Source organism: Nocardia sp. NPDC005366 (assembly GCF_040606855.1).
Taxonomy (GTDB): domain Bacteria; phylum Actinomycetota; class Actinomycetes; order Mycobacteriales; family Mycobacteriaceae; genus Nocardia.
Window position 1 is genome coordinate 118829 of sequence record NZ_JBEXFQ010000001.1, and the last position, 13758, is coordinate 132586.

The 13758-nt window shown below is 67.3% G+C and carries 12 protein-coding genes and 1 pseudogene; 8 read left to right on the forward strand and 5 right to left on the reverse strand.

Translation table 11 applies throughout. The annotated features are described in order from the left end of the window. The first annotated feature begins 3 nt into the window (after positions 1–3). The 3 genes from ABZS43_RS00555 (at position 4) to ABZS43_RS00565 (ending at position 3003) form a co-directional block, all read left to right on the forward strand. Positions 4–864, forward strand: coding sequence for a carbon-nitrogen hydrolase family protein (locus ABZS43_RS00555; RefSeq protein ID WP_355033661.1), 861 nt, complete (start codon positions 4–6; stop codon positions 862–864). After that, complete coding sequence (locus tag ABZS43_RS00560) at positions 855–1979, forward strand: MSMEG_0565 family glycosyltransferase (RefSeq protein WP_355033662.1); 1125 nt, start codon at positions 855–857, stop codon at positions 1977–1979. Before ABZS43_RS00555 ends, ABZS43_RS00560 begins: the two co-directional genes overlap by 10 nt. 163 nt (positions 1980–2142) lie before the next feature. Further along, entirely contained in the window at positions 2143–3003 is an 861-nt protein-coding gene (locus ABZS43_RS00565; RefSeq protein ID WP_355033663.1) for a 3-hydroxyacyl-CoA dehydrogenase, read from the forward strand. Positions 3004–3032: 29 nt separating this feature from the next. Here ABZS43_RS00565 and ABZS43_RS00570 read toward each other — a convergent pair whose 3' ends face one another. From ABZS43_RS00570 to ABZS43_RS00585, 4 genes are all read right to left on the reverse strand, one after another. Then, positions 3033–3230 (reverse strand): hypothetical protein, encoded by a 198-nt coding sequence (locus tag ABZS43_RS00570; RefSeq protein ID WP_355033664.1) that lies wholly within the window; start codon positions 3228–3230, stop codon positions 3033–3035. Between the two features lie 72 nt (positions 3231–3302). Then, complete coding sequence (locus ABZS43_RS00575) at positions 3303–3887, reverse strand: hypothetical protein (RefSeq protein WP_355033665.1); 585 nt, start codon at positions 3885–3887, stop codon at positions 3303–3305. 155 nt (positions 3888–4042) lie between these two features. Then, positions 4043–4459 (reverse strand): MerR family transcriptional regulator, encoded by a 417-nt coding sequence (locus tag ABZS43_RS00580; protein WP_355033666.1) that lies wholly within the window; start codon positions 4457–4459, stop codon positions 4043–4045. Positions 4460–4539: 80 nt separating this feature from the next. Further along, positions 4540–6585: a M3 family metallopeptidase gene (locus tag ABZS43_RS00585; protein ID WP_355033667.1), complete on the reverse strand. Its 2046-nt coding sequence runs from the start codon at positions 6583–6585 to the stop codon at positions 4540–4542. Between ABZS43_RS00585 and ABZS43_RS00590 the strand changes: the two are divergent. The 5 genes and pseudogenes from ABZS43_RS00590 to ABZS43_RS00610 form a co-directional block, all read left to right on the forward strand. Continuing rightward, positions 6577–6729 (forward strand): annotated as a pseudogene (locus tag ABZS43_RS00590) (5,10-methylene tetrahydromethanopterin reductase); the annotation flags it as partial. The gene ABZS43_RS00585 and the pseudogene ABZS43_RS00590 sit on opposite strands and share 9 nt — an antisense overlap. 186 nt (positions 6730–6915) lie before the next feature. Continuing rightward, the gene (locus ABZS43_RS00595) at positions 6916–8472 is read left to right on the forward strand and encodes a sulfatase-like hydrolase/transferase (RefSeq protein WP_355033959.1); all 1557 of its coding nucleotides are present in this window, start codon (positions 6916–6918) and stop codon (positions 8470–8472) included. Between the two features lie 451 nt (positions 8473–8923). Continuing rightward, positions 8924–10153: a hypothetical protein gene (locus ABZS43_RS00600; protein ID WP_355033668.1), complete on the forward strand. Its 1230-nt coding sequence runs from the start codon at positions 8924–8926 to the stop codon at positions 10151–10153. A gap of 155 nt (positions 10154–10308) precedes the next feature. Next, positions 10309–10512, forward strand: coding sequence for a cold-shock protein (locus ABZS43_RS00605; protein WP_067523410.1), 204 nt, complete (start codon positions 10309–10311; stop codon positions 10510–10512). A gap of 209 nt (positions 10513–10721) precedes the next feature. Continuing rightward, positions 10722–13229, forward strand: coding sequence for a patatin-like protein (locus ABZS43_RS00610; protein ID WP_355033669.1), 2508 nt, complete (start codon positions 10722–10724; stop codon positions 13227–13229). Positions 13230–13232: 3 nt separating this feature from the next. On the opposite strand, the gene ABZS43_RS00615 is transcribed toward ABZS43_RS00610, so the two are convergent. Continuing rightward, positions 13233–13718 (reverse strand): DUF4254 domain-containing protein, encoded by a 486-nt coding sequence (locus ABZS43_RS00615; protein ID WP_355033670.1) that lies wholly within the window; start codon positions 13716–13718, stop codon positions 13233–13235. Positions 13719–13758: the final 40 nt, after the last annotated feature.

The window sequence follows — 13758 nt, forward strand, 5'->3', positions numbered from 1 at the left end:
GCCATGACCGTCACCCGAATCGCCGCCGTCGCCGGACATTTCGGCGCGGATATCGGCCGCGCGCTGGATAAACTCGCCGGCATCATCGATCGGCTCGCCGCCGACGGCGTCGATCTGCTGGTGCTGCCCGACGCCACCCTCGGCGGCTACCTCGGCGACCTCAGCGATCCGGATCCGGCGGATTGGCCCGAGGCGATCGATTCCGACGGATCCGAGATCAGGATGCTGTGCCGGATGGCAGGGGCGATGACCGTCTGCGTGGGATACGCCGAGCGGGTCGGTCAGCGGCGCTACAACGCGGCGGTCTGCCTCACCGGTGACGGTGTACTCGGCCGCCACCGCAAGGTGCACCAACCGGCGGGCGAGCATCTGGCGTACGCGGCGGGGGACCGTTTCGCGGCCTTCGAGACGCCGGTCGGGCGGATCGGCATGCTGATCGACTACGACAAGACCTTCCCCGAATCCGCGCGCACGCTGGCCCTGGACGGTGCGCGCACCATCGCGGCGCTGTCGGCCTGGCCCGCGAGCGTCACCGATCGCGCCTCGCGTATGCCCAACGACCGGCAGGCACGCCTGTTCGATCTCTATGACCAGGCGCGGGCCGCCGAGAATCAGGTGGTACTCGCCTCCTCGAATCAGACGGGTATCACCGGCAGGTTGCGCTTCCTCGGTCAGGCCAAGGTGGTCGGGCCCGGCGGGGAGATTCTCGCCAAAACCTGGTCGAAAGGCGGTCTCGCCGTGGCCGATATCGATATCGACGCCGAGGTCGACCGGGCCAGGCGAGTACTGCGGCATCTGGATGAGCGCCGCACCGACGCCTACCACAATCTGTTGCGCGACAAGGTGAATCGAACATGCGGATAGCGCTGCTGACCTATTCGACCAAGCCGCGCGGCGGCGTCGTGCACACGCTCAATCTGGCCGAGGCGCTGTCGAGGGCGGGCGCCCAGGTGACGGTGTGGACCCTCGGACGAGGGGGTGACGCCGCGTTCTTCCGCGGTGTCGATCCCTCGGTGCGGGTCGTGATCGTGCCGTTCGCCGCCGTCGAGGACGAGACGGTGGGTGCACGAATCATACGCTCCATCAATGCCTTACGGGCGGGGTTCACCCCGGCGGATTACGATGTCGTGCACGCCCAGGACTGCATCAGCGCCAATGCCGTCGACGACTGCGTGCGCACCATCCACCACCTCGACGACTTCACCACCCCGGAACTCGCGCGGTGCCACGAACGCGCGATTCTCGACCCTTACGCGCGGATCTGCGTGTCGGCGGCCGTCGCCGAGGAGGTGCGGGCGCGCTACGGTCTCACGCCGACGGTCATCCCCAACGGCGTCGAATACGAGCGCTTCGCCGCGGCGGCCGGGCCGAGCGCCGCCGCCGATCGACGGCGCTGGCGGGATCGGCTCGGCAGGTATGTGCTCGCCGTCGGCGGGATCGAGCCGCGCAAGGGCAGCGTAGATCTGCTGGACGCCTTCGCTCTACTCGACGATCCAGGTCTCCGGTTGGTCTTCGCCGGTGGTGAGACGCTGTTCGACTACCGTGCCTACCGCGCCCGATTCGACGCGCGTGCCGACGAACTCGGGATCGATGTGACGGTACTCGGCACGGTCGCGCACGCCGATCTCCCCGCGCTCGTCGCAGGCGCCGCGGCGGTGCCCTTCTTCTCGGTCAAGGAGGGATTCGGGTTGGCCGCGATGGAGGCCCTCGCGGCGGGGGTTCCCGTGGTCGCCCGCGACCTGCCTGTGCTGCGCGAGGTCTTCGGCGGCGCGGTCGCCTACGCGACGACGCCGGGGGAGATGGCGGCGGCGTTGGCGCACGCCCTCCGACCCGATTCCGCGCGCCGCGCTCGTGGTCGCGCGGTGGCCCGTGGATTCGATTGGGATGGCGCGGCCGCGGCGCACCTGCGGTTCTACGCGGAGGTCCGTGCGTTGGATCCGCGACGCGGCGGCCCAGCCGTCGCGGCGGGGCCTCCGTGAGCGGCCGCGCGGAGATCTTTTTGCGCGATGGATAGCCGGGAGTACGCTCATTTCCGAGTCCACCCGGCGACGGTGGAGGGTCTCGGTGATGTCGTTGCCTTCCGCACAGCCCGGTCGGCAGGCCCGCGTCTCTCACCGCGCCCCACGCACGAAGGAGACCGCAATGACCATCGAGATCCGCAGGGTGACCGTGCTCGGCACCGGCGTGCTGGGTTCGCAGATCGCATTCCAGACCGCGTTCAGCGGATTCGACGTCACGGCCTACGACATCAGTGCTGAGGCCATTGCCGCCGCCCGCGATCGTTTCGCGACATTGACCGAAACCTACAGCGCCGAGGTGTCCGGCGCCGCCGACGGCAAAGCGGAAAAAGCGGGGGCTGGAATCACGCTCACCTCGGATCTCGCCGCGGCGGTGCGCGACGCCGACCTGGTCATCGAGGCGGTCCCGGAAGTCTTGTCCATCAAACAGGACACCTATCGCGCACTGGCCGAACTCGCGCCGGAGCGCACGATCTTCGCCACCAACTCCTCGACGCTGCTGCCGAGCGATATCAAGGATTACACCGGTCGACCGGATAGATTCCTCGCACTGCACTTCGCCAATCAGGTGTGGAAGTTCAACACCGCCGAAATCATGGGGACCGACGAGACCGATCCCGAGGTGTACCGGGCGGTCATCGATTTCGCCTCGGCGATCGGGATGGTGCCGATCGAAATACACAAGGAGAAGGCGGGTTACGTCCTCAACTCGCTGCTGGTCCCCTTCCTCAACTCCGCGATCGCGCTCAGCGCGGGCGGCTATGCCGACCCAGAGGCGGTCGACAAGACCTGGCGGATCGCGACGGGCGCGCCGATGGGGCCGTTCCAGATTCTCGATGTCATCGGGCTCACCACGCCCTACAACATCCTCGTCAACGGGGACGCCGATTCCGCGAGACTCGCCGCGTGGCTCGAGTCCGAATACATCGCCAAGGGCAAACTCGGCATCGCCACCGGCGAGGGCTTCTACCGCTATTCCTCCTGACCACCGCGCGCCTGCCCGGTCCGGTAAACCTATTCCTCCGGTAGCGGGATCAGCTCGAGGTGTTCGGCGGCCGGTGGCGCGACGACGCCGAGACCGGATATCGGGCTCACACCGCCACTATGTGCGGCGAGCCACTGCCCGCACACGCACCGCAGATAGCGGACCGAGCCGTGCGACGACACATACATCGGTGCGGGCCATGAGCAGGTCGGGCAGTCGGCGGCCATGGCGCTAAGCCTGGGTAACGATCGGCGGTATTGCAATGACCGCACCGGCGTGGCGGCAGGGCGGATTCACGATCAGCAGTAGTGGCAGACCCCGCTGGCGGGAAGCTGGATGAAACATTCGCCGCATACGCGTTCGCGGGTGGGCTGGGCCGCCATCTCCTCGAGCGTCGCGACCTCCTGCTGAGCCGCCGCCGACTGCGCCGCCGTCTCCGCGGGGGTGGCCGTCGCCGTTGTCATCCGGCGGCGGGCCGCCACCTTGGGCGTGAGCGGCGGTATGCCGCCGTCGGCGGGCATACCCGCGCCGAAATGCTGATGGCACTGCCAGCGCGCGTAGGCGGCGTGCAGTTCGAGATCGTCCGGGATGGGGAGTCCGGCCAGTTCGAGAACGTAGCGGTAGGCGTCACCGACGGTGTGGTTCTGCCGTACGCACAGCGCCGTCAGCGGTGGCTCGCCCGCGCGGTGACAGCGCCGCGCCACCTTGCGCAGAATGGCATCCATCCAGGCGCGGGTCGGCGCCTCGGTCTGCACCCCCGACGTTTCCTGCACCCGCTCGGCCAACTCGTTGACGGTGATGAAATGTCCGTAGCTGGTAGCTGTTTCGGCCAATACGGCGTGGGCCGCCAACGCCCACGCCACCGTAGCGTCCCGGAATGGCACCGCCGTTCCGTCCGCCGCTCGTTTTGCCCCTGCCGTCGTCGCTACGGATGCCCTCGTCACCCGAATAATTTAACGCGTCGCGTCCGCGCGGATCGAACGGGCTCCCGGCTCGGGAAGTACCGGGGGTTGCTCACAGTGCGCCGGGTCTCCTTCGGCTACGCGCCGAGACGCAGGCCGCTCGGTGTGAGTTCACACTTGGGCGCGACCGGCAACCGCTGGCCGATATCCTCCGGTTCGTCCAGCCTGGTGCGAATCCACTCCCGCACATCGTGCAGCCGCGCGATCCTGTCATCGAGTTCGGTGAGTTTCCTGCGATACACCTCGGAGGAGGCGGGGCACGAGTCGCCGGTCGGATATCCGGCCCTGAGGCATTCCACGAACGGCCGGATCTCCTCCAGGTCGAAACCGCAATCCTGCAGGGTCCTGATCTGGCGCAGAATGCGCAGGTCTTCCTCGCCGTAGATCCGGTAGCCGCTGTCGTCGCGATGGGCGGTGAGCAGCCCGCGCGATTCGTAGTAGCGCAGCGCGCGGGTGGTGGTCGCCGCGCGCCGGGCCAGCTCTCCGATACGCATGTACGAGTCCTTCCCTGGCGAGCATGTCGATGCTAGACATTGACCTCGACGTCAAGGCAAGACGAGACATTCCCGAGGGATCATTCGGCCAGGCCGCGCCTGGCCAGCAGCGGCTGGATATCGGGGGCCCGGCCGCGAAAGCTTTCGAAGGCTTCCAGCGGATCGACCGACCCGCCGCGCGCCAGCAGGGCGCGCCGGAAGATCTCGCCCTTGTCCCGGATCGATGCGGCGCCGTCCTCGAACCACGCCACGGTGTCCGCGTCGAGTACCTCGCTCCAGATGTAGGAGTAGTAGCCCGCCGCGTACCCGCCGGAGAAGATATGCGCGAAATAGCCGGTCCGGTACCGGGGCGGAATCGCCGCGATGGCGACGCCCGCTTTGCGCAGGGCTTCCTCCTCGAACGCCGCCGCGTCGGCGCCGTCGAGCGCCTCCGGGCCCGGCACCCGATGCCAGGCCCAGTCCAGCAGCGCCGCGCCCAGGTACTCCACCGTCCGGAAACCCGTTCCGAAGCGTTCGGCCGCGTCCATCCGTTCGACGAGTTCGGGGGGCATCGGCGCTCCGGTCTCGACATGTCTGGCGTAGTTGGCGAGTACCTCCGGCCGCGACATCCACATCTCGTTCACCTGCGACGGGAATTCCACGAAATCACGCGGCACCTCGGTACCGGCGAAGAACGGGAATCGCACATCGGAGAACAGTCCGTGCAGCGCGTGTCCGAATTCGTGGAAAAGAGTCCGTACGTTATCCCAGGTCAGCAGCGCGGGCTCGCCGGCGGGAGGTTTCGCGATGTTCAGATTGTTCACCACCACCGGCCGCGTCCCCAGCAACCCGGACTGCGCGACGAGTTCGTTCATCCAAGCCCCGCCGCGTTTGGACGGCCTGGCGAAGAAATCACCGAGGAAAAGTCCCAGCGCGCCGCCGTCGGCGTCGAACACCTCGAAGATCCGCACCTCCGGGTGGTAGCCGACCAGATCCGTCCGCTCGCGCAGGGCGATCCCGTAGACCAGTCCGGCCGCGTAGAACACGCCGTCACGCAGCACGCGCTCGAGTTCGAAATACGGCCGCAACGCCTCCGCGTCCACCGAGAATCGCTCGGCCCGAACCCTTTCCGACCAGTACTGCCAATCCCACGAGCGCAGTTCGACCTCGGTGTCGGCCGATCCGCGCATCGCCGCGGACAATTCGTCCGCCTCCCGCTCCGCGTTGACCACAGCGGGCGCGACGAGTCGCCCGAGCATCTCCTCGACGGCTTCGGCCGTCTTCGCGGTCTGATCCTGCACCGCGTACGCCGCGTGATCCGAATAGCCGAGCAGCGCGGCCCGTTCGGCCCGCAATGCGGCGATCCGTACGGCGAGAACGCTATTGGCGTCGTCCGCGCCGAATCCGCGTTCGAGGGAGGCGGTCATCACCCTGCGGCGCGTATCCCGGTCGGCGAGTTCGGCGAGGACAGGCTGATTGGACACATTCTGCAGGCGCAGTGCCCACGCGCCGTCGTGTCCGAGGCTTCTGGCGTTCTCGGCCGCCGCCGTCACCGCGGCCGAAGTCAACCCGGCCAGTTCCTCCTCCCGGTCCACGATCAGTGCGGCGGCATTGGTCGCCGCGAGCAGGTTCTGCCCGAATTCGGTCGCGGCGGCGGCCAATGCCGCGTTGAGTTCGCGCAGCCGCGCCTGTCCTGCGGGATCCAACCGCGCGCCCGCCCTGATGAATCGGGTGCGGTACTGCTCGAGCAGGCGTAGCCCTTCGGCGTCCGCGCCGAGGTCGTCGCGGCGCTCGTACAGCGCCTCGATGCGGGCGAACAGTGCGGCGTCGAGGTAGATGGCATCCCGGTGCGCGGCCAGCCTCGGCGCGATCTCGGCCTCGATCGCCTCCGTCGCCTCCGTCGAATCGGAGGAGGCGATATTGAAGAACACGTTGGCGACGCGGTTGAGCAGCGTGCCCGAGCGCTCCAGCGCGACCACCGTATCGGTGAACGTCGGCGTCGCCGGGCCGGAGGTGATCTCGGCGATCTCGGCGAGCTGTTCGGCCATTCCACGCTCGAAGGCGGGGAGGTAGTGCTCCTCCCGGATCTCGGCGAACGGCGGCAGCTGATACGGAAGCGTGCTCGGCGCAAAGAACGGATTGCTCATCATGTTTCGACCCTATGCCCGGATCCGGTCACGGGCCGGACGTCGAGTGAGGCCGAGCGGATCAAGGCGATGATCGCGATCGGCGAGAAGGCCGAGGGAGTCGGCCTCGACGTCTTCGCGACCGGTGAACACCACAATCCGCCGAGCAGATGGTGCGCCTACCAGCGCCAGCTGTTCCTGACGGATCACGCCGGACTTCCACTCGAGGTGATACTCGATCAGATCGAGATCCTCGGTCGCGAGGTGGTTCCGGTGCGAGCCGCGGCGCGACGATCGGGGTCGAATGCCGATCGCCTCGTTCCCGGGGTGGCGCCGTGGTGGATACTCTGCGTGACCGTTGCCACCATCTGGCAGGAGCATTCGATGAATCATGGTCCTTCGCGTAGTCGTGTCCTGTCCGTGGCGGTCCTGCTGCTGCTGTCGGTGGCGGCATGGCTTCCCGGCGCCTCGACCGCCGACGCGCCCGAAGACGGGCGTCCGAATATCGTGATGATCCTCGCCGATGATCTCGACACGACATCCACACCGGTGTGGCAGGCCATGCCCCGAACCGCGGCCCTGATCCGTGACCGCGGCATGGAATTCACCGACGGCTTCGCACCGATGCCGATTTGCTGCGCGGCGCGCGCGTCGATTCTGACCGGCGAGTACGGGCACAACACCGGGGTGCTCACCAATGCGGGGGAAGTCGGCGGTTTCGAGGCCTTCCGCGATAATGGCAACGAGTCCCACACCATCGCCACGTATCTGCACGACGCCGGATATCGCACCGGTATGGCGGGGAAGTACCTGAACGGCCTCGAACACGATCCGGGTCATATCCCGCCCGGGTGGGACGACTGGAACGCCGGCGTGAACAACTTTCTCTACGCCGGGTACAACTACACCCTCAACGAGAACGGCGCTTTCGTGAAATACGGTGTCGCGCCGCGGGATTACCAGACCGATGTCATCAGGGACAAATCGGTGCGGTTCATCACCGACGCCGCCGCGTCCGGGCGACCGTTCTTCTGGTACGCGGCCTCGACGGCTCCGCATTTCCCGATTCCACCCGCGCCGCGCCATCTCGCCGAGACTGTCCCGACGGCCGCGCCGCGATCGCCGAATTATCAGGAGCCCGACGTCTCCGATAAACCCGAATGGCTGATCGACACCGCGGACGTCCGCGCCGCGACCATCGCCGCGACCAATGACGTGGACTACACGAACCGGCTCGGTTCGCTGAAAGCGCTGGACGAGATGGTGGCGGCGATCGTCGACACCCTCGCCGCGACCGGAAGTCTCGACAACACCTACCTGATCTTCACCTCCGATAACGGATACAGCCTCGGCGCGCATCGGCTCACCCAGAAGATGGCCCCCTACGAGGAATCCGTCCGGGTTCCCCTGGCCGTCGCCGGCCCCGGCATCCGTCCGGGGACCACCGATGCCTTCGCCCTCTCGATCGACCTCGCCCCCACCATTCTCGGCTGGGCCGCGATACCGCGCCCCGCGCGCATGGACGGCCGCTCGCTCGACCGACCGCTCGCAGGCGACACCGCCGGATGGCGCACCGATTTCACCGCCGAATACGGCGGAGCGGGCGCGAGCGGCCGTGACGGCATCGCCCAGGAGCAGATCCCGGGAACGGACACCCCGGCGATCTACGCGTTCGACATGCCGTCCTGGATCGGTATCCGCAACAAGCGCTACCTCTATGTGCGCTGGTACGAACGTGAACGCCCGCTGGCCGATCGCGAATACGAACTCTACGACCTGACAGCCGACCCCTATCAGCTGACGAACCTCGTCAAGACCGCAGAAGGCCGCGCCGCCAACGCCGCCACCGTCAGCGCGCTGGAGCGTCGATTGCTCGAACTCACCTCCTGCGCGGGAACCAGCTGCTGACCCGGCTCGACGGAGCGACGCCCGCTGTCGCGTGCACACGGCGAAATCGCTGACATCACGTCGTGATCGATCCGGTGCCGTGGAGACGAATCCGTGACTTCGCTTCCGGCGCGCCTGGGATCGCCGTGCCGAATATTCGTGCGCATATGTTGCCGCGTGCGCGGTTCTATGCTGATTCCGACACGCGTAACGCATTCGTCGCAGGTAGAGATAGAAATTCCGTGCTCACGGCAATAAGCTGCAATGTGCGGGCCGCCGATCCGAATGGTTTCCGGTTCGGTGAACCCGGGGGGGCGAATATCGCTCCGGCACTATGCGCGCGACATTGCCCGGCGTCGATCGAAGGTCCCGGTCGAAGGGATCGTCGCGAGATCGACGCGCCGCGCGCTCATCGTTTCGGGTAACCGCTGCGAACCCCGTACGAAAGTGTTCGTCGAATCGAGGTAATTCCATGAGGGCAACTGTCGGACTATCCGTGGAACAGACAGCGGTGCGCGGGGTAATCGTGTCGTGCACCCCGGAGGACGATGCGCCGGAGCCCGTCTTGCGTACGGTCGAGGAGCCGGTCGCCGATGGCGCCGGTGCGGTGCCCGGTGTGCTCGACAGGATCGTCGCCGCCGTCGCGCCCGATATCCGGATCGAGAATGTCGCCGTCGTCTATCGAACCGTCGAGGAACGCCGGGCGATCGTGTCGCGTCTGTCGGCAGGCGGATGGAGTTCGGCGTCCCTGGTCTCGCTGCGCTCGGCCTTGCTCGCGGCGGTGCGTGCGGTGCCGGGCCAGGAGCGATACGGTCCCGTTCTCGTGGTCGAAACCGTCGATCGACGCACCTCCTACGCACTGGTCGACGCGGCCCGCACGCGGGTTCTCGCCTCCGACACCTGGCAGCCGGGCATCATCGACGCCGAATCCGCCGCTGCCGCCCTCACTCGCATTCGCCAGCAGGGCGATTCGCCGTCCAGCCGACCGCAGGCGGTGCTGCTGTGCGGTGCGGCGGCAGGCGTCCCGGCGATCGCGGCGGCGTTCGACAGTGGTCTCGGGGTGCCGGTCCTCCAGGTTCCCGGCGCTGCCACCATGGCGGCGCGCGGCGCGGCGCTGATCGCCTCGTCTCAGATCGAGGACCCCGATCGGGAGACATCCCCCGCGGTGCGCGCCCGGTTGCGACGGCCCGTGCTGATCGCCGCGGCCGTCATCGCCGTACTCGGCGCGACCGGGCTCGCGGTGGCGCAGATCGACGACAACCATCCGGCGGCTTCCAGGGCGGGCGACCTGTCGACCGAGCCCGCGGTGACGCCGCCGCCACCGGTCGTACCGATATCGCCCGCGATCCTGCCCGTCGAACCGGTGCCGCCCGTGCCGCCGGTACCGCCTGTGCAGCCCGCTCCGGAGCTTCCCGCTCCGGAGTCGAATTCCCCGACGGAGACGACCGCACCACCGGAACCGGTCGAACCTGATCAGCAGCCCGCGCTCGCCGTCGCGCCCGAGCCGCCCGCCGACCAGCAGGCGCCACCGGATGAAGCGCAGCCGGTCCAACCGGGGACGACCAAGGTCGGAGCCCCCGATGGCAACGGGCTGTTCCCCGGCGAGTCCGCACCGCCGCCCGCGGGAGCGGATCCGGAGGTCGCGCGGCAGTGGTGGGATAATCATTGGTCGTTGAAACAGCGTTGGCTCAACGATGGCTGAAATCCGCCGTAGCGGCCGGATCGGTCCTCACCCGGTTGTCGCCTTGCTCACAATAACCGCGCAAAACCGGGGAATCCATGGCATGGTTAGCAAGTGGGATCGAGCTTATCGGTGTGATTTGCTCGGCTCACCTACAGAAAAGATGAAGTAAGCAAATGGCTCAAGGCAGTGTGAAGTGGTTCAACAGCGAAAAAGGCTTCGGCTTCATCGCGCAAGACGGTGGCGGCCCTGACGTCTTCGTTCATTACTCCGCCGTGTCCGGCTCGGGATTCAAGTCCCTTGAAGAAGGACAGCGCGTGGAGTTCGAGGTCGGGCAGGGACAGAAGGGGCCGCAGGCCCAGGATGTCCGCGCCATCTGATCGCGACGGCTAGGAGAACCCCGCACCTTCGGGTGCGGGGTTTTTGCTGTTCCTGGGGGTATGCGCCGCCCTCGTTCGCGGGTAGGGGCGGGAGATACGGCGGGATTCGAGTAGTGCGCTACGCGGTTGCCTGAGCTCGCGCGAACCTACGGTTGCAGTGTCACCCGGTCGGGCGACCTGCGGGGGAAACCCTACGAGGGGAGACCGCGATGTCCAAGCATGCCGAACTTCGCATAGCGCTCATCTGCTACGGCGGTGTATCGCTGGCGATCTATATGCACGGCATTACCAAGGAATTGCATAAACTCGTGCGCGCGTCGCGCGCCATCGATGCGGCGTCGGGGCCCGCGGCGGACGCGGTGAATCCGTTCCTCGACGCCGCGGGCGAACCCCTGGATACCGAAGCGATCTATTTCGAGGTGCTGCGTCGGTTCGCGGTCGATGGCACCCGGCTCTCGGTGGGCATCGACATCATCGGCGGCACCTCCGCGGGCGGTATCAACGGTGTCGTGCTCGGCAAGGCGATCGCCGAGAACGCGGATCAGTCGCAGTTGAAGAGGCTGTGGATCGATGAGGCCGATATGCGGAATCTGGTGCGCGCTCCCCGCGTCGGCTCGCCACGATTGCGGACCGCGCTGGCCGTCATCGGGAAGTTGGCGACCTTCTGGACCGCCCGTGCCCCGCTGAAGGGCGATCTCATGTCGCGGCTGCTCTACCAGGCGCTCGCCGATATGGACAGGGCGAAAGCGCCCGGGTGGAACGCCGAGTGGGGGCAGGCGCCGGAGACGCTGATCCCGCCCGGCGGCGAGCTGTCGCTGTTCCTCACGACCACCGATCTGAACGGATTCGACGTCGCCGTGCCCTCGGCGGGCGGCGGCATCGGTCAGCGCGACCGCTGCCACGCCCAGGCCATCGAATTCACCCACGACGGCAGGCCGGGACGAGCGTTCGACCCGAAGTCAACGCCGACCCTCGCCTTCGCAGCGAGGGCGACCTCGGCGTTCCCCGGCGCTTTCGAGCCGGTCAACCCGCGCGCCTTTCCCACCGAGGCCGGATTTCCCGAGGGGGCCGCGGTGGATACCGGAGCCTTCCGATTCGGTTACGGCGAGAACGGACGCACCGCCGACGACGCGTGGTTCGTCGACGGGGGCGTGCTTGACAACGCGCCCTTCGACCTGGTGGTCGACGCCATCAGCCGCCGTCGGGCCGCCACCGAGGTACATCGTCGGTTGATCTACATCGAACCGGATCCGGGATGCGCCCTCGAAGCGCCGCCCGCCGACACCAATGGCGGCACTGCCGCCAAACGGCGCTGGGCCGCCGACACGCGCAAGGTGCTCATGGGGGTGCGGGGCAGGCAGTCGTTGATCGATGAACTGATCCGGTTGCGTGCGATGAACGAGAAGATCGCGCAGGTGGGTGCGATCGCCGAACAACAGCAAGTCGAGGTGCTCGACCGGATAGGTGATGTGCTCGAGGCCATCTGGGGCGACGGACAGGCCGCGCCCCAAAGGAATTCGAGCGATATCGGTGAAGCGGTCGCCGCGATGCCGTCGTTCGACCCACTGGTGTCCAAACCCGCGTTTCTCGCGGTGTCCAAGAGGATGCACGCCGAGGCCGAGGCCGCCCTCGGGTCCACCTGGAACACATATCAGCGGCTCAAGGCGGAGGCGGTCGCCCGCTGTGTCGCCGACGCGATCGTGAACCACTTCGCGCTGCCCGGTGAGTCGGGGACGGCGGTGTTCATCCGATCGGCCACCGCGTCCTGGCTGCGTCGGCGGCCGTGCTGGACCGCACCCGACACCACCGGGCTGGGGGAATTCCTCCGCGATATCGACACCCCCTACCGACATCGCCGCATGCTGTTCATCCTGGCCGGACTCAACGAGCTGTACACCGCTGACGGCGGCCCGCCCCGTAACGATATCGACGCGCTCAAGGACCAGGCCTGGACGCAGATCGAGGCGATCCTCGCGGCGCCAACGAAGGCGATCGAGGATATGAGCGCATCGGGTGCGCTCGGCTTCCTGCTCCCGGATCGGTTGCAGGGCACGGCCTTCGACGGTGACAGATTCCTCGCGCCGGAAGAATTCGCCGGGGACCACGCCGAGGAGTTCGCGACGCTCTTCGAGGTGTTCGCCGCGAAGATCCGGGGCGGGCTCGGTGACGGCGGTGAGCCGCTGTGGGAGGCGTTCGCGCGGGCGACCGCGGGCTGGAACGAGGTCCATCGCGTCCTGCTGGCCAGCCGCTATCTCGGCTTCCCGTTGTGGGACGGGCTGCTGTTCCCCACGATCTCGCTCTCGGATCTCCCGCAATTCAGCCAGATTCCCCTTGTCCAGTTCAGCCCCCTGCGCGCGCGTGCGCTCAGGCCGCTGAAGGCTCGCAAACTCGACGGCGTCGCCCTGCACCATTTCGGGGCGTTCATGGACGCGCCCTACCGGGAGAACGACTACCTGTGGGGCAGGCTCGACGCGGTGGAGTTGATCCTGCGGACCGTGCGGGAAGCGGTGCCCGGCGCGGTACTGGAAAGTTCGCATCTACCACGGGCCCTGGCCGCGGTCCTCGCCACCGAGAAAGATCTCGCCACGGTTCCGCGGCAATTGAGAGATGAGCTCGCGGCGCAGATACGTGCGCTCGGGGGCGAGGACAGCCCCGATGCGCTCGACCTCGCGGATGCCGCCGCCGAACGCGTGCCGGACACCGGAACGCTGGTGTGATCCCTACTCCGCCGACCGATCCGGCAGGCGGCGTTGTCCCCGGACGACTTCGGCGGCCAGATCGCGATAGGCGACGACGAGTTCGGCCACGCAATGCCACGCGCCGTGCACCCGTGGGTCGCCCGGTGCGTGCCGTGACATCTCGGTCTGGAAGCGGGTATAGGCCCTGGCGATCTTATCGATCACGGCGCCGATGGTCTCGGTGTGCAGTCGCGAACCGTTCAGATGCTGGGGGACATGGTGATTGGTCCACATATCGATATCGCGGATGATGTCGGCGCGACGTTTGGCCGAGTGCCGATCCTCGATCCCCTCCGAGGCGGTGTGGATATCGACGAGATCCACGCACCAGCGGGTGATCGGATGGTGCGCCGTGCACCGGCCGCTGATGGCCGAAAGCAGTTCCGAGGAGGGAAAGTACTGTTCCGGCTCGGCGAACGGATCCGCGATCGCCGGTTTCAGTGGTGAGGAACCATGCAACGTCTTCACCATTCGATCCGGGAGCGATCTGTCGTCGGCAACCGATAGT

Excerpts from the sequence above, each read along its gene's own strand:
- ABZS43_RS00555 (WP_355033661.1), top strand. The coding sequence starts at position 4 with ATGACCGTCACCCGAATCGCCGCCGTCGCCGGACATTTCGGCGCGGAT.
- ABZS43_RS00560 (WP_355033662.1), top strand. The coding sequence starts at position 855 with ATGCGGATAGCGCTGCTGACCTATTCGACCAAGCCGCGCGGCGGCGTC.
- ABZS43_RS00565 (WP_355033663.1), top strand. The coding sequence starts at position 2,143 with ATGACCATCGAGATCCGCAGGGTGACCGTGCTCGGCACCGGCGTGCTG.
- ABZS43_RS00570 (WP_355033664.1), bottom strand. The coding sequence starts at position 3,230 with ATGGCCGCCGACTGCCCGACCTGCTCATGGCCCGCACCGATGTATGTG.
- ABZS43_RS00580 (WP_355033666.1), bottom strand. The coding sequence starts at position 4,459 with ATGCGTATCGGAGAGCTGGCCCGGCGCGCGGCGACCACCACCCGCGCG.
- ABZS43_RS00585 (WP_355033667.1), bottom strand. The coding sequence starts at position 6,585 with ATGAGCAATCCGTTCTTTGCGCCGAGCACGCTTCCGTATCAGCTGCCG.
- ABZS43_RS00600 (WP_355033668.1), top strand. The coding sequence starts at position 8,924 with ATGAGGGCAACTGTCGGACTATCCGTGGAACAGACAGCGGTGCGCGGG.
- ABZS43_RS00605 (WP_067523410.1), top strand. The coding sequence starts at position 10,309 with ATGGCTCAAGGCAGTGTGAAGTGGTTCAACAGCGAAAAAGGCTTCGGC.
- ABZS43_RS00610 (WP_355033669.1), top strand. The coding sequence starts at position 10,722 with ATGTCCAAGCATGCCGAACTTCGCATAGCGCTCATCTGCTACGGCGGT.